Origin of the sequence: Paraburkholderia sp. HD33-4, from assembly GCF_021390635.1 — a bacterium.
Classification (GTDB): domain Bacteria; phylum Pseudomonadota; class Gammaproteobacteria; order Burkholderiales; family Burkholderiaceae; genus Paraburkholderia.
On record NZ_JAJEJS010000003.1, the window covers coordinates 508770 to 526087 of the forward strand.

Here is a 17318-nt window from a genome sequence, read left to right on the forward strand (position 1 = left end):
ACAGTCTCGTTTCGCGGAACAAGTCGGGGTGCGGGCGTCATCCTAGCACTCCAAAAGTCGTCTGTTTCATCTTTGTTCGGAAGCGGACGCGCGCGGATGAAACTCCGGTTTCGAAAAATCGCAGAACTCGCGCGTGAGGCTCGCGACGTGCGAATAGAGCGGCTGTGGTCCGTCGCTGCGATAGACCGCGTAGTACCGCACCGGCGGCAACTCCGGCTGCGAATGCAATACCGTGAGTTCGCCTTGCCGAACGAAATCGGCGAAATAAAGCGCGGGCAGGTAGCTGACGCCGACACCCGCGATCGTCAGCGAACACAGCGAGATCAGACTGTTGCCCGCGAAGGCGCGGCGTATCGATACGTTGTTCGACTCGAACCAGCGTTCATAGATCGCGTCGACGCCGGAAGTGCCGGCCTGCATCAGGATCGGCCACGCGGCGATCTCGTCGAGCGAGAGCGTGCGCGCTTCGCCGACCAGCGACGGGCTGGCCATCCACGCCAGATGCATCTTGCGCAGCGGTATCGAGGTGAAGCGAGGTGTGCGGATCGGGGTCGGCGCGATGATGAAGTCGATCTCCCCGGCGAAAAGCCGCTCTGTCAGTTTCGTGCTGACGTCGATCTCCGGCTCGAACGACACCGCCGGGTACGCGTGCCTGATCTCGCGCACGAGGCGGGGCAGAAAGGTTAGCGCGATCAGCTCGGTTATACCGATGCGAAAGCGCCGGACTTCTTCGACCGGCTTGCCCATTCGTTCGAGCAGTCGGTCGCGCGATTGCAGCATTTCCTCCGCGGTGTCGAGCAGTTCGCGGCCTTTCGGCGTCAGGCGAGGCGCGCGGTGGCTGCGATCGAAGAGCGGCGTCGAGAAAAAAATTTCCAGTTCGTTGACGCGCTTCGAGATCGCGGACTGTGTCGTATGCAGGCGATCCGCGGCCGCGGCGAAGGTGCCGAGCCGGGCCACCCAGTAGACCGCTTCGAGCTGCTTGAGCGTGATCACGTAGGTCGGAGGATCATTGACGGGGAGAGGATCTGGCGTAAGCGCCAGTTCGGTGATAACCCGCAGTATCGAATGCGGCGCGGCGATCTGGCAAGCGTCCCGGCGTCCAACCAGGAATTTTTTTCATGGATCGCGATGCCGATTTCTCCGCATTCTGCACATTCGTCTTTGCGATACTGTGCCGATAACGCGTTGAAACGGTGCGCCAACGCGGAGTCTAGCAACGAGATCGAGGCCATGTCGGGAAAAACCCTGTCTGAAAAGATTCTGTCGGCCAAAGCGGGCCGCGATGTTCGCGCGGGCGACGTCGTGATCTGCGAGGTCGACTACGCGCTGGGCACCGACGGCTCGATTCCGATGGCCATCGATTACTTTGCCGCGATGGACGGCGAGCGGGTGCACGCGCCGCACAAGCTGCTGTTCGCGCTCGACCACTACGCGCCCGCGCCGAGCCCGAAAGCCGCCTTGTTGCAGGCCGGTATCCGCCGCTTCGCGAAGGAGCAGGGTATACGCCTGTTCGACATCGGCGAGGGTATCGGCCATCAGCTCGTCGTCGAAAAGGGCTTTGCCGCGCCGGGTCGCCTGCTGGTCGGCGCGGACAGTCACTCGGTCACGTATGGCGCGGCGAACTGCTTCGCGACGGGCATCGGTTCGTCGGATCTGGCGGGCGTCATGAAGACCGGCAAGGTTTGGCTCAAGGTGCCGACCTCGATTCGCGTGAACTTGCGTGGCCGGCTCGCACGAGGCGTCTATCCGAAAGACCTTGCGCTCTACCTCGCCCAATTGCTCGGCAACGACGGCGCCACCTACGAGACGCTCGAATTCGCCGGCGACGGCGTGCAAAGCCTCGACTTCGAGGACCGCCTCGTGGTCGCCAACATGTCGGTCGAACTCGGCGCCAAGAACGCGATCTTCCCGTACGACGACGCGTGCCGACGCTACCTCGAAGGGCGCGTCGACGACCTGTCCGGCGCGGTCAGTGCCGACTCCGACGCAATCTATTCCCGCACGCTCGACATCGATCTCGCGACGCTGGAGCCGTATGTCGCCGTGCCGCACGAGGTGTCGAACAACGTGCGGGTCGGCTCGCTCGATACGACAACCGTGCAGATGGTGTTTCTCGGCACCTGCACCGGCGGCCGTACGAAAGACTTCCGCCAGGCGTTGAACGTATTCCGGGAGTTTGGCGCTCCCGCCGACGGCGTTCAGCTCGTAGTAACGCCAGCTTCGCGCGAGGTGCTGCTGGAACTGACGCGGAGCGGCGAACTCGCCGAGCTGATCTCGCTTGGCGCGGTGATCGTGACGCCGGGTTGTGGCGCGTGCTGCGGCACGAGCGGAGCGATTCCCGAGGACGGCGCGAACGTGATTTCCACCGCCAACCGCAATTTCAAGGGACGTATGGGCAATTCGAGCGCCAACATCTTCCTCGCGTCTCCCGAGGTCTGTGCGGCGAGCGCGATCGCTGGGCGTATCGTGAGTCCTCGCATGCTTGGCGCTGGAGAACAGTGAACATGACCACTTCGATCAGCGGCAGGGCGCGGTGCTTCGGCGATAACGTCAATACCGACTACATCATTTCGTCACGGCGCAAGCGGGAATCGCTCGATCCCGCCGTGCTGAAACAGTATCTGTTCGAAACGATTGCGCCTGATTTCGCCACATCGGTACGCGCGGGCGACATCCTCGTTGCCGGCAAGAACTTTGGCTGCGGCTCGGCGATGGAGGTGGGCGTCACGGCGGTGGTCGGCGCCGGCATCAAGGTCGTGCTCGCGCAAAGCTTCGCGCGCACTTACTTCCGCAACGCGGTGAATAACGGGCTGTACCCGATCGAATGCGACACGAGCCGCATCGGCGAAGGTACGGCATTGCACATCGAGTTGGGAGCGCACGTCTCCGTGCGCTGCAACGGCAGCGCCGAACCGCTGCGGGCCGCGCCGATTGCGCCGGAGATGCTCGCCATTCTCGACGCGGGCGGCCTCGTTCCGTACCTGCGTCGACACCCGGCGTTCTGAACATCGTATCTGTAGCGAGGAAGACATCCATGAGTCATTCGAACAAGTTAGGATTCCGCATATTGCCGATGCCCGCGCCGATTCCGGCTGAAATGATCGACGCGTTCAGCACGATCGTGACGCCGCATATCAGCGACAACATGCAGCGCCTATGCGGCGTGATCGGTTTGCGACGCTATCACCGCGAGAAGAAGCTCGTCGGCCGTGCGCTGACAGTCAAGGTGCGCCCGGGCGACAACCTGATGATCCACAAAACGATCGATATCGCCGAGCCCGGCGACGTGATCGTCGTCGATGGCGGCGGGGAAGTGACGCAGGCGCTGGTCGGCGAACTGATGCAGATGCATGCGCAGGTGCGCGGCGTGGCGGGCTTCGTGATCGACGGCGCGATACGCGATGTTGCGGCGTTCTATCACGCGGATTTTCCGTGCTTCGCGCGGGGCAATACGCATCGGGGGCCGTTCAAGGAAGGCCCGGGCGAGATCAATGTGCCGGTTGCGATCGGAGGCCTCGTGATCGAGGCGGGCGATCTGATCGTCGGTGATGAAGACGGCCTCGTCGCCGTGCCCGCGGCACGGCTCGACGAAGTGCTGCAGGCGGCGCGCGCACAGGCGCAGCGCGAACAGCAGCGCAAGGAGGCGATTCTGGTCGGACAGGACAAGCGCGGCTGGATCGACGCCTATCTGAAAGAGCAGGGCGTGATCGTATAAGCGCCGAAAGCGCGCACGACCAAAGCGAAAGGGATACACATGAAACTGATTGCGACGCGTCTCGACCGGATAAAACCCTCGCCGAGTTCGATGGCGACCGCGCGCGTCAAGGAACTTCGCGCGGCGGGGCGCGAGATCATCGGGCTCACGGTCGGCGAACCGGACTTCGATACGCCGCCCCATATCATCGAAGCGGCGTACGACGCGATGAAGAGCGGCAAGACGCGCTACACGGTGGTCGACGGTACGCCCGAATTGAAGCGCGCGGTGCGCGACAAGTTCGAGCGCGAAAACGGCCTGGTTTTCGCGCAGGATGAAGTGAGCGTCGGCAATGGCGGCAAGCAGGTCATCTTCAACGCGCTGACCTGCACGGTCGAAGAGGGCGACGAGGTGATCGTGCCGGCGCCGTACTGGGTGTCGTATCCGGACATGGTACTGCTCAACGGCGGGCGCCCCGTCATCGTCGAATGCGATGTCGACAGCGGCTACAAGATGACGCCGGCGCAACTGGAGGCCGCGATCACACCTCGCACGAAATGGCTGGTGCTCAATTCGCCGTGCAATCCGACCGGCGCGTCGTATACCCACGGCGAACTGGTGGCATTGGGCCAGGTGCTGAGCCGCCATCCGCACGTGTGGATTCTGACCGACGACGTCTACGAGCATCTGATTTACGACGGCTTCGAATTCGCCACGTTCGCGCAGTGCAATCCACATCTTCAGGAGCGTACGCTGACGGTCAACGGCGTATCGAAGGCCTATGCGATGACCGGTTGGCGCATCGGCTTCGCGGGCGGTCCGAAGACGCTGATCAAGGCGATGGCGAAGCTGCAATCGCAAAGCACGACGAATCCTTCGGCGATCAGCCAGGCGGCCGCGCTGGCCGCGCTCAATGGTCCGAAAGATTTTCTCGCCGACTGGCGCACACAGTTCCAGCGGCGGCGCGATCTCGTGGTGGACAGCCTGAACGCCGTCGACGGACTCTATTGTCCGCGTCCGGCCGGCGCGTTCTATGTTTATCCGTCATGCGCGGGCGTGATCGGGCGGCGTACGCCCGATGGACGCGTGATCGCCAACGACAGTGATTTCGTCATGTATCTGCTCGAATCCCAGGACGTCGGCGTGATCCAGGGCGCGGCATTCGGCTTGTCGCCGGCGTTCCGGATATCGTTTGCGACTTCGTACGAGCAGCTTCAGGAAGGATGCCGGCGGATCGCCATCGCATGCGAATCGCTGACAAGAGATGCGTGAAGGAAAGTTGATAATAAATCTGCCAAGGAGACACCATGCATACGCTAATACAACGCGCGCTGCCGGCGCTGCTGATAGGCTGTTTGACGCTCGGCGCGCACGCGCAGGATCTGACGGGGCGGCTTGCCAATATCAAGGCGCGCAATACCATCGTGCTCGGCTACCGCGAATCGTCGTTGCCCTATTCGTACTATGACAACGAGCAGAAGGTGGTCGGCTATTCGCACGACATCGCGCAGCAAATCGTCAAGGAGATCCAGCAGGCGATCAATGCGCCATCGCTGCAGGTCAGGATGATTCCGGTGAACGCGCAAAACCGCATCCCGCTGATGCAGAACGGCACGATCGATCTCGAATGCGGCGGCACGACCAATAACAAGGAGCGCGCCCAGCAGGTTGGATTCTCCAACACGATTTCAGTGACTGAAACGCGGCTGCTGACGAAAGCCAACTCCGGGATCCGTTCGTTCAACGATCTGAATGGCAAGACCGTCGCCGTGACGGCCGGTACGACCTCGGAGCGCTTTCTGCGCAAATACGTCGAGGAGAAGCACGCGAACATCACGGTGGTCTCCGCGCGCGATCATAGCGGCTCGTTCCTGAACCTCGAAACGGGACGTGCACAGGCCTTTTTCATGGATTCGGACGTGCTCTCGGCGGAACGTGCGACCTCGTCCAATCCGGCCGACTACGTGGTGACCGGCGATCCGCAAACGCACGAGGCGATTGCCTGCATGTTGCCGAAGGACGATCCCGCGATGAAGGCGATCGTCGACCGTGCGATTGCGAAAATCGAACAGAGCGGCGAAGGCGAGAAGCTCTATAAAACGTGGTTCATGTCGCCGATTCCGCCGAAGGGTATCAATCTCGACATGCCGATGAGCGACACGATGAAGGCCGTGTTCGAGCACCCGAACGATCGGCCGATGGATGATTGAGCGCGCTGGGTGTCGACGCTGACACCCTAAGCCCTCACCACGGTGACCCCGGCCGCTTCGAGCGGCTTCGTCAATTCCACGCTGGTCTTCTTCTCCACCACGATGGTTTGCGCGAGCGTGATCTCGCCGATCACGAACTGCGACGCGGCGTTCAGTTTCGACGCCGACGCGAGCACGACCGTTTCCGCCGCGCGCGCGGCGAGCGCGCGCTTGATGGCGGCTTCCTCGAAGTCGCCGGTGCTCAGCCCCGCGCTGGGATGCACGCCGGTCACGCCCATGAAGTACAGGTCGGCATGAATGCGCGCAATGCCTTCCATCGCCGCGGCGCCGACCGCGACGATCGAATGTTTGTAGAGCCGCCCGCCAATCAGGATCACCTCGACACGAGGATGCGCGGCCAGCGCCGTCGCGACGCTCGGACTATGCGTGACGATGGTCGCGTGCAGATCGGCCGGCAGTTCCTGGACCAGTAGGGCCGACGTAGTGCCACCGTCGACGATCACGGTTTGCCCCGGCGCGATCAGCTCGACCGCTCGCCGCGCGATGCGCCGCTTCGCGAGCGTCTCGATGTCCTGACGCTGCTCGAACGACGCAAGCGCCGCCGACGCGGGCAGCGCGCCGCCATGGACCCGCTGCAAGCGCCCCTCCGCGGCCAGTTCGCGCAGATCGCGGCGGATCGTATCTTCCGACACGCCGAACGCCGCGCTCAGCTCGCCTGCCAGCACCTGGCCGTTGCGCGCGAGTTCGTCGAGGATCGCCTTCTTGCGTTGGGTCGTCAACATTGGATTGCACGAAATATCTTGAAATTGCACGAAGTTGCACGATACCATGAATCATTGTCTATGGTCGACAGGAGGCACCATGACTGCAACGAAAACTGCAACGAAAGACCGGGTTCGCATCGTCGGAACGACCTTGCTGTCGGACGACTGGTACACGCTGAAGAAGGTCACGTTCGACTTTCTGCGTCGCGACGGCACATGGCAGCGCCAGAGTCGCGAGACCTACGATCGCGGCAACGGCGCGACGATCCTGCTGCATAGTCCGCGCACCGGCAACGTGATACTCACGCGACAATTCCGCATGCCTACCTTCGTGAACGGTCACGACGGCATGATGATCGAAGCGCCGGGCGGCTTGCTCGACAACGCTTCGCCGGAGGAGCGCATCCGCCTCGAGGTCGAGGAGGAAACGGGGTATCGCGTCGGTCGGGTCCACAAGATTTTCGAGGCCTACATGAGCCCGGGATCCGTGACCGAAAAGCTCTACTTCTATGTCGGCGAGTACGACGCGTCGATGCGGATCGACGATGGCGGCGGTGTCGAGGAGGAGGGGGAGGATCTCGAGGTGATCGAAATGCCGTTGCAAGCCGCGTTACGGGCGGTCGACGCGGGGGAGATCGTCGACGGCAAGACGATCATGTTGTTGCAGTACATCGCTTTACGCGGGGTTGCCTCAGCGCGCGCAGCCTAGTTGCGTCGCGAGTTCGTGCAGATCGGCGACGACGAAGTCCCACGCCTCGTCCGCCTTCAGATCGCTCGTCTGTTGCGGGCCATGCTCGGTCGGCCGCAGCACGAACGCGGTGCTCAGACCGACGCGTCGGGCGGCGGCGAGATCGTTGTTATGCGCGGCAACGAGGCATAGCTCGCATGGCGCAATGCCAAGAATTTCCGCCGTTTCGCTATAGACCTGCGGCGACGGTTTATAAGCGCGGACTACCTCTGCGCCGAGAATGGCATCCCACGGCAGACCGGCGCGCTTTGCCATGTCCACCATCAGGCGAATGTTGCCGTTCGAAAGAGGCGCGATGATGAAGCGCGTCTTCAGCCTTTGCAATGCGTCGACGGCATCGGGCCAGGGGTCCAGCCGATGCCAGGCGAGGTTCAACTCATTGATCTGCGGCTCGGAAACGTTGGCGATGCCGAAACGCGCCAGCACTTTGACGAGGTTCTCCCGATGCAACACGTCGAGCCGCACATACGGTCTGCGTCCGCTGCGCACTTCTTCCATCGCGGGCGAATACTCGCGTCGCCATGCGTCCGCGAAATCGGACGGGTCGAGATTCGGTGCGTGCCGCTGCAGAAACGCTTGCGCTTCGCGCGCGACACCGCTTCGCCAGTCGACCACGGTTCCGAAGACATCGAACACGAAAGCTTTGATGGCGGTTTGATGTGTCGAGTCGATGCCCATGACCTTCCTTTGGCGGCTGTGGCGGGAACAATCCATCTTAGGCGAAAAGAAAGCATGCGTTGCTATCATCGGTCGACCAATCACGACGGGGTGACTCAATGGCGAGCGGTGACGCTTCGAGCGCAACGCAGTCCGTATGGAACGCGATGCGCGACGACTCGACCCACGAGCAGAGCGCATCGACGGTGGAGATCGGCGGATGGATGATTCCGCTCGATCCGACCGAGAGCGCTGCCGACTATTTTCTGCTCACCGAGGACGAACCGTGCTGCGGCGGATGCGTGCCGCGCGACCCGTTGCGCTGCATCGAAGTGATTTCGCGCGATCCGCTCGAACTCGACGGCGGTTTCGTCCGGCTGCGTGGCCGTCTGATCCGGCTCATCGACGATCCGGCCGGCTGGCGTTATCAGCTCGAAGCGGCGCGGCACGTGTCGGAACCGAAGCGCGCATCGTCGAGCGCCGCGGGCATGAGCCGCCGCGCGTTTCTCGCGAGCGGCGCTGCATTGAGTCTTGCGGCCTGTGCGCCGGGACGCTTCGCGGGCTACACCGATTCGCATGAGCCTGACCCGGCCGAGCCGCGCGACAGCGAACCCGAGCAGTGGCAAGCTGCCGCCGGTGCGCTGACCATCGACATGCACAGTCACGCCGGCCACGTGATCGTTTCGCGCAATCCGAAGCTCGGCGCGCATCGGCCGTTCACGCCGGTCAGCGCGCCGATGCGCGCGGGCGGCATGAACGTGATCTGCCTCGCGATCGTCACGGATACCGTCGTCACGCGCGTGTCCGCCGACCGCAAACGCTTCGAGGCATGGCGCACGCCGCAGCCCGGCGAGCTTTATCAGCTGGGTCAAACCGAGTTTGCTCGCGCGCACGAGTTGATCGAGCGCGAACAACTGGTCGTCGTGACCGATGCGGCGATGCTTGCGTCCGCGGATCCGCGGACCCCGCATGTGATCATCGCGTCCGAAGGCGGCGATTTTCTCGAAGGCCAACTGGAGCGTGTCGACGAAGCGTATTCGCAACATCAGCTGCGGCATTTGCAGTTGACGCACTACCGCGTCAACGAACTCGGCGATATTCAAACCGAGGCACCGGTGCATGGCGGTCTCACCGATTTCGGCGCGGACGTCGTGCGTCGTTGCAACGCGCTCGGCATCGTCGTGGACGTCGCGCATGGCACGTACGACCTGGTGAAGCGCGCCGCGTCCGTCACGACGAAGCCGCTGGTGTTATCGCACACGGCGCTTGCGACGCACCCCGGCGCGCGTAGCCGCCTGATCACGGCCGATCATGCGCGCGCGGTCGCGCAGACGGGCGGCGTGATCGGCGTGTGGCCAAGTTCGGGGACGTTCCACGACCTCGATGGCATGGCGCACGGCTTCAAACGGATGGTCGAGGTCGTAGGCGTCGAGCATGTCGGACTCGGTACGGATATGTACGGCTTCATCTCACCGCCGGTTTTCCGCGACTATGACCAGTTGCCGGCTTTGGGGGCCGCGCTGCTTTCGGCCGGATTTTCGCAGAAGGAAAGCGAAATGCTGTTGGGCGGTAATTATCGGCGCGTGTTCGAGGCGTCGATGGGGTGATCGGCGCGGCGCAGGCGGTAGACGTAGCGGTGAATGCACCACACGTCTACCGTGTCACCAGTGTCTGGAGTGAAGTGAACCAAAGAGCTTGCGTGCGAGGCAAACGTCTCCAGGTTGTCTCCTAACGTCGATCGAGCCCGCCCGGTCGAACTACCCAAGGAATCCTCATGCCCACTCCGAACTCACTGCGCCCCTTTGCCTTCGTCCTCGCCGTCCAGGACCTCGACCGAAGCACCTCGTATTTCCGCGACGTGCTCGGCTTCCACGCGGACTGGGCCGACGCCTCCGATTGGCGCCTGCTGTCGCGAGGCCAGGTGCGCGTCATGCTCGGCTCTTGCCCGGACGCCGTGCCGGCCTCGGCGATCGGCGATCACAGTTACTTTGGCTACATGGAAGTCGACGATGTCGATGTGCTTCACGACGAATTCGTTCAGCGAGGCGCGCTGATTGTTTCGCCGCCGGCGGACCGTCCGTACGGCATGCGCGAATTCGTCGCCGCAACGCCCGACGGACACCGCTTCGTGGTCGGCCAGGCCGTCGCGCGGAAATAGGCGCGCGGACCGAGGGCGGGAAGCGAAAGCAGCAGCGGCGCGTATCGACGCCGTCTACGGGTTTTGCCTGGTCTCGTGCATGTCGATTCCCGCAACGCGGGCGCGTCGTGACAGTATGTTCAACCCACTCCTGTGAAAGGCGCCTCATCATGGCTACCGGAACCGTCAAATTCCACCGTGTTTTGCGCACGACCCCCGAGCGTATCTATCGCGCGTTCCTCGAACCCGCCGCGATGGCGAAATGGCTGCCGCCATATGGTTTCACCTGCGACGTGCATCAGATGGATGCGCGCGTCGGCGGCACCTACCGGATGTCGTTTCACAACTTCGGCTCGGGCAACGGTCATTCGTTCGGCGGCGAGTACCTCGAACTCGTTCCGTTCGAAAAGATCCGCTATTCGGACCATTTCGACGATCCGAATCTGCCCGGTCAGATGCACACGACCGTTTCGTTGCGGCAGGTGTCGTGCGGAACCGAGCTGAACATCGTGCAGGAGGGAATCCCCGAGCTGATTCCGGTCGAGATGTGTTACCTCGGTTGGCAGGAGTCGCTCGCGCAGCTGGCGAAGCTGGTCGAGCCGGAGATTCCGGACTGACGTTCGACTTGTGACGAAGCCTCGCACGCGACGAGACTCCCCGGTTATTCGACGACGCGGCCGTCACGGGTTCCATCTGCGCACGCATGCGGCCGCCACCGGTCAGGCGCGCCGCCATTGCACACGTCGGCGCGGTTCCATACCGCGCCGGCCGCACTCGACCACTCAAGCTGGGAACGTTCGGCGCATAGACGGCGCGTCGGCTACATCGTCGGAATCACACTCGGCGATTCCAGATGGCTCTCTACCCGCTTGATGCCGGGCACGTTCTCCGCGGCGACGCGGATTGCGCGCTTCTCCTCTTCGGATTCGATGATGCCCCACAGATGCGCGACGCCGTCCTTGACGAATACGCCGTGTTTCGCGAGCCCCCAGCGCTGTCCGTGCATCTCGCGCAGGATTGCGTCGCGCAAGCTTGCATCGTCGTGCGAGTTCGTGTCGATGATTGGCTCGACGGCCGCGAGCGCGCGGATCAGGTTAGAGCGGCTGACGATGCCGACGAGCTGCCCATCCTTCAGCACCGGCACGCGTTTCAGATGCCGGCGCTCCATCAGATCGGCGATCTGGTGCAGCGGCATGTCTTCGGGAATCGAAATGACGTTCTCGCACATCACGTCGCCGACGACATGGCCATGCTCCTTCACATACCTCGCGGCCTGCTCCCGAGCCGACGACGACAGCAATTCGAGCCACCATCGACGTTTGCCGTGCCCGGTGCCGTTTTCCACGCGATGCAGCAGATCGCCCTGACTGACGATGCCTATCACCCGGCCGTCAGCGCCGAGCACCGGCATACCGCTGATGTGGTGATCGACGAACAGTTTCGCTGCGTCGTGGATGGTCATATCCGGTGTTGCGGTGATGACCGAAGAAGTCATGATGTCGAGCGCGCGCATGTTCTTCCCCTCTGCGGACCGCGACGAGTCCTCAGCGGTTGCACGCGTCGCGCGATTTCGGCAGACGCACCGGCGGCGGTCCCGCGCGGTGCTGAGGCGCCTGATCAGGTGTTCAATGCAGCGTCGCTCGGGTCGCGCGGGCTTCACGCTTGCGGCGGGTGAAGCACCTCGCACGGCGTGTCATCGTCGCGACACCGGGCACGACGAACCGCGGCCGTTCTGGCGCAACCGCGCGGACCCCGATCGGCCACGCGGCGCAGCCTCTGTCCGTCAAAGTGATCGTGTTGTGGCTGGCGGTCCGGAGCGGCGCGATGCCGTCGGCGCATGGATACGCACAGCCTGTTGAGAAATGCGACACGCACAGAGTTTAGGTTAACTTCGCCGGGGAGGATGCCAGACGAGGGAGATTTTGCCGCTGGTACTGGGACACAACAAAGTCGGAGTCAGATAGTTTTCAACGCCTGAATAACAGTAAAGTTGGTTCCAACCGTGATTTCGCATGGTGCATGGCAGCAATATTCGAGCTCAACCTTAGCGACTCGAGCACCCTTCACTCGCGTCGCGCGAACGCCTGTCCACCGTCCAACCGCTTCGCGACCGGTTGGAAGTCATCCTGCAAGGCTTTCTGATTGACGCTCTGGCGTCGCTGTCGACTTGGCCCTTCGAATCAGCGAACGCCGGATTTGCTGCCCTACATCGTTCGACCAGCATCCATTCCAAAGCTCCGGCCGGATAATCTTGAGGCCGCCCTCATGCAGGCTTGCTCTTCAAGGACACAGGCTAGGCTCAAGCGGGAATCTCGACGTTGCAGACTTTCTAACCGCTAGGATGTCTCGCGGACGCTTGCTCGTCAACGGTGCGCCGACTGGTGCTCAGCGGAGGGCTTTGTCGGCTGGTCTCTCATCTGGCGCAACTACTCCTATACTTCGCCTGCTCACAAAAGAGAAAGCCGCCTGTGAAGTAGGTTCGCTCCTGCGCGACGTATAAGACGCGGTATCTAATTTAATTGAAAAACAAGTCTCTTCCAGTCTAAAAAGGCTTTGCCAGAAAACAAAAAAGCCTCTTATCAAAGAGTGGTGCGAACATAGTGAACCCGCGCGGCATGCACAAGAGGGCCACCTACGGCTCTTATGCCGTCGGCCAGCAGCGGCGCCATGTCGACGGCGTCAATGTAGTCCACGATTGGCGTGCAGGTTCCATGTGCGTGGGTCGGTACGCGGTTCTACCCGTGACTGTCCACCCACGCACGCGCCCAAGACACTCCCGCGTCTTCGGCTTCTTGTTCACTATCAAAAACGCCAAGTACGGCAGAGGCTTCGACGAGCCTGTTGTCACGCGTAATGGTGCCACTTCCGGCATAGCGTTTCCGCTCCAGAAGCTCTTCTTGCTGCGCAATTGCGTGACCCCACAGGGCGTAGCCCTTGTACGACTCGTTCTGCATTAGCGTTCAACCGGATTTCGGACATGTCGGGTTCGGTCGCCGGCGTGCTCGTTGCTCCATTACGTTGTTTCGCCACGAGCTTGGGCGCAGATATCGGCGCTCGTCGAGCATGGACCTTTATCGTAGCCGGGCGTGTGTGCAAAGTCGACACGGTGAGGCGCAGTCGTGCGCACCTCGGGTGGACTGCAGACTTCCGAATTGCCTCCAGACGCGAAATCTGATTTCTCCGCGTGCCGGGCGCGTCCATACATTGCCGGCCCACTGCCGGAAAGACATGGACGTCTTGTGTCGAGTTTCCCGTTCAGCTTCCACGACGTCACGAGGGGCAACATTTGTCCGATGTCATAGTTTACCCTGGTAGGGTGTTTGCATATAATTAAAATATTGACATTAAATTAACGGTTGACTACCTTGTCTCCATGGCGCGGATGACCTGCGCTGTAACTGCGAGAGAGCGAAGACCATGTCATTCAGTCTGTTTCAACGTCTCCGGGGCGCGCTCGGATGTGGTTTGGCTGTTGTGGCGATGGCGGCGGCGGCACCGGCTTTTTCGGCCAGCGACACGCTGCGCGTCGCGACCGAAGGAACCTATCCGCCGTGGAGCTTCAAGGACGCCAGCGGTAACCTGCAGGGCTTCGATGTGGATATCGCAAACGCCCTTTGTGCGCAGATGAAAGTGAAGTGCCAGATTGTTGCTCAGGCGTGGGACGGCATTATTCCGGGCCTGCAGGCTAACCGGTATGACGCCATCGTGGCCTCGATGTCGACAACGCCGGCTCGTCGCAAGCAGGTTCTGTTCACGAATAAATACAAGGAGACGACCTCGAGCTTCATTGTCGCCAAGGACAGCGGCATCAAGGATGTGACGCCAGCAGGTCTGAAGGGCAAGCGCATCGGTGTTCAGCGCGGCTCCTCACAGCATCAGTGGCTCACTGCGAATGGCTACGACAAAACTGCGACCCTTGTGCTTTACGACGACACGCGCCAGCCGGAACTTGACCTCGTGGCAGGCCGTGTAGATGCAATCATCGGAAACAAGGCGACCTTCTACGCCGATTTCTTCAAGCGTCCTGAGTCCGGCGATTTCACGTTCGTGGGGCCGGAGTTCAAAGGCGGCGTCCTTGGAGAGGGGAACGCTATCGCTGTCCGCCTCGATGACAGCGACCTGTGCAACCGTCTGAATACCGCGCTTGATGCAATCATTAAAAACGGTACTTACGACCAGATTCGCAAGAAGTACTTCCCGTTCCCTCTGATGTAACCAGGTGCCAGCATGTCTAGTTTCACTCTTAACGGATATGGCGGTCTGATTTTGTTGGGTGCCGCCACTACCTTGCTCGTGGCATTGGCAGCCACGGCAATTGGCTCGGTCATCGGCGTGCTGATGGCAGCAGCGAAGTTGTCGCCGTCGAGTGTGCTGCGGCACATTGCCGGTGCCTACACGACGACGATTCGAGGGGTACCGGACCTGCTGGTAATTTTTCTCGTGTACTACGGGGGAAGTTCAACCCTATCGCATTTGATGGGTCGGTCCATCGAAATCAACGCGTTCACCGCAGGTGCTGTGTCACTGGGCCTGGTGTTTGGCGCCTATGCCACGGAAATCTTCCGTGGTGCCATTCTCGAAGTTCCACGAGGTCAGATGGAGGCCGCTTCCGCGCTTGGCCTGTCATCCTCGGGTGCGTTCGTACATGTCATCGCTCCCCAGGCGTGGCGGTTGGCGCTGCCTGCGTTTGGAAATCAACTGACGGTTCTCTTGAAGGAAACCGCACTCGTGTCACTCGTCGGCCTGGAAGACCTGATGCGACGCACAGGCTTCGCCGTTGAGGGAACCAACCGACCATTCTTCTTCTATCTGGTCGCCGGCATTCTCTATTTTGTGCTCAGCTACGCCATGACGAACGCCTTCGGCTTTGCACGGCAAAAGACTGCTACATCCTTGGCAAGGTGAGACATGTTCGATTTTCCACTGCTTATCTCAAGTCTCCCCAAGCTGCTCGCATCTTTACCTGTAACGCTCGAGCTCTTCGCAGCTATTGTGGTCGCAGGTATCTGCATCGGTGTCCCGATGGCCCTGCTCGGGCTAAGCAATTCGACGGTTCTGAATGGCTTCGTCAAGTTCTATATCGGTGCATTCCGCGGTACGCCAGCCTTGGTGCAGTTGTTCTTCCTATATTACGGCTTTGGGCAATTTTCCTTTATCCGCCATTCGATGCTTTGGCCGCTGTTGCGCGACCCGTTCATGTGCGCAGTAATTGCTTTGGGCATGAATTCAGGCGCTTACACGGCACGTATTCTCATGGGAGCGTTGAGCGCAGTTCCAAAAGGTATCGTTGAAGCAGCGCAGGCACTTGGCCTCAGCAATGCGTCAATTCTTGTCAAGATTAAGGCGCCCCTTGCAGTCCGGATGTCAATCCCCGCGTACGCAAACGAGACCATTCTGAATCTCAAAGCGACGTCACTGGCGTCCACCGTGACCATCATGGAATTGACGGGAACGTCGAAGTTGCTCGTCAGTGAAACCTACGCACCGTATGAGATTTTCGTTGGTGCAGGTCTTGTCTACCTGGCAATGACGTTCGTTCTCGCACAACTCTTCAAGCACCTTGAACTCATCGTGGGACGGAAGACCGGCAAGCCCGACTCAACCTCGACGCCCAGGAAGAGAAGCCGCGTCGCGGCGCTCGAAGCGGGCGATTCTGCTGACACGCAGACTGCCTCGCACTAAGGGAACGGTCCCTTTTTTACAAGTCTGGAGATTTACAAGTGCTTCGATTTATGACCCTAGGTCCGAGTGGCAGCAATCATGAATTTGTCACCGCTCGATATCTGAAATTTCATGAGCTTGAGGATAAAGCTTCTGTCGAGCTGGTTCTTGATTTCGATACTGCAGCCAAGGCAGTGATAAATGGCGACGCAGATTACCTGATTCAGGTGGCGGTCCATCCATCCACTACAGAAATCGTGGCGAAGTTTCGAAAGCATCTCTTTGTCGTCGATGCGTTCGTGTCAGGGAGCAAAGACATGGCCGTCGTCACTCGTATCGATGTCGAACAGCCAAAGTCGTTGGCGCTGCAACCTGCGACACGGGACTATGTTGACACAGAAGGCCTGCAACTCATCCCCGAAACGTCGACAGCGTCGGTTGCCGAGGGACTACTCTCTGGAAAGTACGAGAGCGGACTGACCTATTCGTCGCTTGCTAAGGATTACCCGTCACGCTTCCGGCTCGATGAGATTGTCGGAACCGTCGACGACCCGTGGATCGTCTACGGCCGTCAACGACTCTCCGAAGGAAAAGTGGTGACGTGGAGGGATAGTCCTGCAGGCCGAGCCTACCAGAGCGAACTGAAACAGGCTGCCCGCTGAGCAGCAAGCAAAGAGGATTTGTCATGGTTACCGAATCGAACGCTGAATACGTGATTACCATAAAGGGTCTGCGCAAGAGCTTCGGCGACGTTAATGTGCTGAAGTCCGTGTCCCTTGATGTCCGGAAGGGCGAAAAAATCGTGCTCTGTGGCCCGTCCGGGTCGGGCAAGTCGACGCTAATCCGTTGCGTGAACCGACTGGAGAAACATGATGCTGGCGACATCATTGTTGACGGCGTTGCACTCACAGATGACGTCAAGAATGTGCGTATGGTTCGAGCGGATGTCGGGATGGTTTTCCAGCATTTCAACCTCTTTCCGCATATGACCGTGTTGCAGAACTGCACGTTGGCTCCTATGAGTGTGCGGGGTATGAAGCGCAAGGAGGCGGAAGAAAAGGCAATGCAGATGCTCGAACGTGTGCGCGTCTCTGGACATGCATCAAAATACCCGGCCCAGCTGTCCGGTGGGCAACAACAGCGTGTCGCCATCGCGCGGGCCCTTTGCATGTCTCCGACAATCATGCTGCTGGACGAGCCGACGTCCGCGCTGGACCCGGAAGTAGTGCGCGAAGTACTAGACACCCTGACACTTCTAGCCGAGGACGGGATGACAATGCTCTGTGTCACGCACGAGATGGGCTTCGCAAAAGCGGTCGCAGACCGTGTTCTGTTCCTTGACCAAGGGGAAATCATCGAAGATGCTCCGCCAGCCGAGTTCTTCTCAGCTCCAAAGACTGAGCGTGCGAAGCGCTTCCTCAGCCAGATGATTCACAAGTAAGCCAAC

Annotated in this window: 19 protein-coding genes; 14 read left to right on the forward strand and 5 right to left on the reverse strand. The window is 60.8% G+C overall.

From position 1 onward, the window contains the following. Positions 1-66: 66 nt before the first annotated feature. Positions 67-993 carry a LysR family transcriptional regulator gene (locus tag L0U84_RS36820; RefSeq protein ID WP_233857915.1) on the reverse strand — a complete coding sequence of 309 codons (927 nt, stop codon included), beginning with the start codon at positions 991-993 and terminating at the stop codon, positions 67-69. Between the two features lie 237 nt (positions 994-1230). On the opposite strand from L0U84_RS36820, the gene L0U84_RS36825 reads away from it, so the two are divergent. Genes L0U84_RS36825 through L0U84_RS36845 form a run of 5 tightly spaced genes read left to right on the forward strand, consistent with a single transcriptional unit; the run spans position 1231 to position 5904 of the window. Next, positions 1231-2502 carry an aconitase/3-isopropylmalate dehydratase large subunit family protein gene (locus tag L0U84_RS36825; RefSeq protein WP_233857917.1) on the forward strand — a complete coding sequence of 424 codons (1272 nt, stop codon included), beginning with the start codon at positions 1231-1233 and terminating at the stop codon, positions 2500-2502. 2 nt (positions 2503-2504) lie between these two features. Beyond that, the gene (locus tag L0U84_RS36830; RefSeq protein WP_233857919.1) at positions 2505-3005 is read left to right on the forward strand and encodes a LeuD/DmdB family oxidoreductase small subunit; all 501 of its coding nucleotides are present in this window, start codon (positions 2505-2507) and stop codon (positions 3003-3005) included. A gap of 29 nt (positions 3006-3034) precedes the next feature. After that, the gene (locus L0U84_RS36835; RefSeq protein ID WP_233857921.1) at positions 3035-3715 is read left to right on the forward strand and encodes an RraA family protein; all 681 of its coding nucleotides are present in this window, start codon (positions 3035-3037) and stop codon (positions 3713-3715) included. A gap of 39 nt (positions 3716-3754) precedes the next feature. Further along, positions 3755-4966 carry an aminotransferase class I/II-fold pyridoxal phosphate-dependent enzyme gene (locus tag L0U84_RS36840; protein ID WP_233857923.1) on the forward strand — a complete coding sequence of 404 codons (1212 nt, stop codon included), beginning with the start codon at positions 3755-3757 and terminating at the stop codon, positions 4964-4966. Between the two features lie 35 nt (positions 4967-5001). Then, on the forward strand, positions 5002-5904 hold the full coding sequence (locus L0U84_RS36845) for a transporter substrate-binding domain-containing protein (RefSeq protein WP_233857926.1): 903 nt from the start codon (positions 5002-5004) through the stop codon (positions 5902-5904). 26 nt (positions 5905-5930) lie between these two features. Here the strand turns inward: L0U84_RS36845 and L0U84_RS36850 are convergent, their stop codons facing one another. Then, positions 5931-6686: a DeoR/GlpR family DNA-binding transcription regulator gene (locus L0U84_RS36850; protein ID WP_233857928.1), complete on the reverse strand. Its 756-nt coding sequence runs from the start codon at positions 6684-6686 to the stop codon at positions 5931-5933. Positions 6687-6765: 79 nt separating this feature from the next. On the opposite strand from L0U84_RS36850, the gene L0U84_RS36855 reads away from it, so the two are divergent. Continuing rightward, entirely contained in the window at positions 6766-7377 is a 612-nt protein-coding gene (locus L0U84_RS36855) for an NUDIX domain-containing protein (protein ID WP_233857930.1), read from the forward strand. Here L0U84_RS36855 and L0U84_RS36860 read toward each other — a convergent pair. Continuing rightward, positions 7360-8094 carry a haloacid dehalogenase type II gene (locus L0U84_RS36860; protein WP_233857932.1) on the reverse strand — a complete coding sequence of 245 codons (735 nt, stop codon included), beginning with the start codon at positions 8092-8094 and terminating at the stop codon, positions 7360-7362. The genes L0U84_RS36855 and L0U84_RS36860 overlap by 18 nt on opposite strands. 98 nt (positions 8095-8192) lie before the next feature. Here L0U84_RS36860 and L0U84_RS36865 point away from each other — a divergent pair, with 98 nt between their 5' ends. From L0U84_RS36865 to L0U84_RS36875, 3 genes are all read left to right on the forward strand, one after another. Beyond that, positions 8193-9680, forward strand: coding sequence for a dipeptidase (locus L0U84_RS36865; protein WP_233857934.1), 1488 nt, complete (start codon positions 8193-8195; stop codon positions 9678-9680). 167 nt (positions 9681-9847) lie between these two features. Next, positions 9848-10231: a VOC family protein gene (locus L0U84_RS36870; protein WP_233857936.1), complete on the forward strand. Its 384-nt coding sequence runs from the start codon at positions 9848-9850 to the stop codon at positions 10229-10231. A 149-nt stretch (positions 10232-10380) separates the two neighbouring features. Beyond that, a complete protein-coding gene (locus L0U84_RS36875) occupies positions 10381-10827 on the forward strand; it encodes an SRPBCC family protein (RefSeq protein ID WP_233857938.1) in 447 nt (148 codons plus the stop codon). A gap of 203 nt (positions 10828-11030) precedes the next feature. Here the strand turns inward: L0U84_RS36875 and L0U84_RS36880 are convergent, their stop codons facing one another. Together L0U84_RS36880 and L0U84_RS36885 are read right to left on the reverse strand one after the other, a co-directional pair. Then, positions 11031-11723, reverse strand: a complete 693-nt coding sequence (locus tag L0U84_RS36880; RefSeq protein WP_233857940.1) for a CBS domain-containing protein — start codon at positions 11721-11723, stop codon at positions 11031-11033. 1222 nt (positions 11724-12945) lie between these two features. Next, positions 12946-13164 carry a hypothetical protein gene (locus tag L0U84_RS36885; protein WP_233857942.1) on the reverse strand — a complete coding sequence of 73 codons (219 nt, stop codon included), beginning with the start codon at positions 13162-13164 and terminating at the stop codon, positions 12946-12948. A 463-nt stretch (positions 13165-13627) separates the two neighbouring features. Between L0U84_RS36885 and L0U84_RS36890 the strand changes: the two genes are divergently transcribed. The 5 genes from L0U84_RS36890 to L0U84_RS36910 are packed head-to-tail and all read left to right on the forward strand — an operon-like array spanning position 13628 to position 17312. After that, the gene (locus L0U84_RS36890; protein ID WP_233857944.1) at positions 13628-14425 is read left to right on the forward strand and encodes a transporter substrate-binding domain-containing protein; all 798 of its coding nucleotides are present in this window, start codon (positions 13628-13630) and stop codon (positions 14423-14425) included. Between the two features lie 12 nt (positions 14426-14437). Next, positions 14438-15115, forward strand: coding sequence for an ABC transporter permease (locus L0U84_RS36895; RefSeq protein ID WP_233857946.1), 678 nt, complete (start codon positions 14438-14440; stop codon positions 15113-15115). A gap of 3 nt (positions 15116-15118) precedes the next feature. Further along, positions 15119-15892, forward strand: coding sequence for an ABC transporter permease (locus tag L0U84_RS36900; RefSeq protein WP_233857948.1), 774 nt, complete (start codon positions 15119-15121; stop codon positions 15890-15892). Positions 15893-15930: 38 nt separating this feature from the next. Further along, a complete protein-coding gene (locus L0U84_RS36905) occupies positions 15931-16533 on the forward strand; it encodes a hypothetical protein (protein ID WP_233857950.1) in 603 nt (200 codons plus the stop codon). Positions 16534-16556: 23 nt separating this feature from the next. Then, on the forward strand, positions 16557-17312 hold the full coding sequence (locus tag L0U84_RS36910) for an amino acid ABC transporter ATP-binding protein (RefSeq protein WP_267940129.1): 756 nt from the start codon (positions 16557-16559) through the stop codon (positions 17310-17312). The last annotated feature ends 6 nt before the right edge of the window (positions 17313-17318 follow it).

Excerpts from the sequence above, each read along its gene's own strand:
- L0U84_RS36880 (WP_233857940.1), bottom strand. The coding sequence starts at position 11,723 with ATGCGCGCGCTCGACATCATGACTTCTTCGGTCATCACCGCAACACCG.
- L0U84_RS36855 (WP_233857930.1), top strand. The coding sequence starts at position 6,766 with ATGACTGCAACGAAAACTGCAACGAAAGACCGGGTTCGCATCGTCGGA.
- L0U84_RS36835 (WP_233857921.1), top strand. The coding sequence starts at position 3,035 with ATGAGTCATTCGAACAAGTTAGGATTCCGCATATTGCCGATGCCCGCG.
- L0U84_RS36845 (WP_233857926.1), top strand. The coding sequence starts at position 5,002 with ATGCATACGCTAATACAACGCGCGCTGCCGGCGCTGCTGATAGGCTGT.
- L0U84_RS36900 (WP_233857948.1), top strand. The coding sequence starts at position 15,119 with ATGTTCGATTTTCCACTGCTTATCTCAAGTCTCCCCAAGCTGCTCGCA.
- L0U84_RS36910 (WP_267940129.1), top strand. The coding sequence starts at position 16,557 with ATGGTTACCGAATCGAACGCTGAATACGTGATTACCATAAAGGGTCTG.
- L0U84_RS36825 (WP_233857917.1), top strand. The coding sequence starts at position 1,231 with ATGTCGGGAAAAACCCTGTCTGAAAAGATTCTGTCGGCCAAAGCGGGC.
- L0U84_RS36850 (WP_233857928.1), bottom strand. The coding sequence starts at position 6,686 with ATGTTGACGACCCAACGCAAGAAGGCGATCCTCGACGAACTCGCGCGC.
- L0U84_RS36890 (WP_233857944.1), top strand. The coding sequence starts at position 13,628 with ATGTCATTCAGTCTGTTTCAACGTCTCCGGGGCGCGCTCGGATGTGGT.
- L0U84_RS36840 (WP_233857923.1), top strand. The coding sequence starts at position 3,755 with ATGAAACTGATTGCGACGCGTCTCGACCGGATAAAACCCTCGCCGAGT.
- L0U84_RS36870 (WP_233857936.1), top strand. The coding sequence starts at position 9,848 with ATGCCCACTCCGAACTCACTGCGCCCCTTTGCCTTCGTCCTCGCCGTC.
- L0U84_RS36860 (WP_233857932.1), bottom strand. The coding sequence starts at position 8,094 with ATGGGCATCGACTCGACACATCAAACCGCCATCAAAGCTTTCGTGTTC.
- L0U84_RS36875 (WP_233857938.1), top strand. The coding sequence starts at position 10,381 with ATGGCTACCGGAACCGTCAAATTCCACCGTGTTTTGCGCACGACCCCC.
- L0U84_RS36830 (WP_233857919.1), top strand. The coding sequence starts at position 2,505 with ATGACCACTTCGATCAGCGGCAGGGCGCGGTGCTTCGGCGATAACGTC.
- L0U84_RS36865 (WP_233857934.1), top strand. The coding sequence starts at position 8,193 with ATGGCGAGCGGTGACGCTTCGAGCGCAACGCAGTCCGTATGGAACGCG.
- L0U84_RS36895 (WP_233857946.1), top strand. The coding sequence starts at position 14,438 with ATGTCTAGTTTCACTCTTAACGGATATGGCGGTCTGATTTTGTTGGGT.
- L0U84_RS36885 (WP_233857942.1), bottom strand. The coding sequence starts at position 13,164 with ATGCAGAACGAGTCGTACAAGGGCTACGCCCTGTGGGGTCACGCAATT.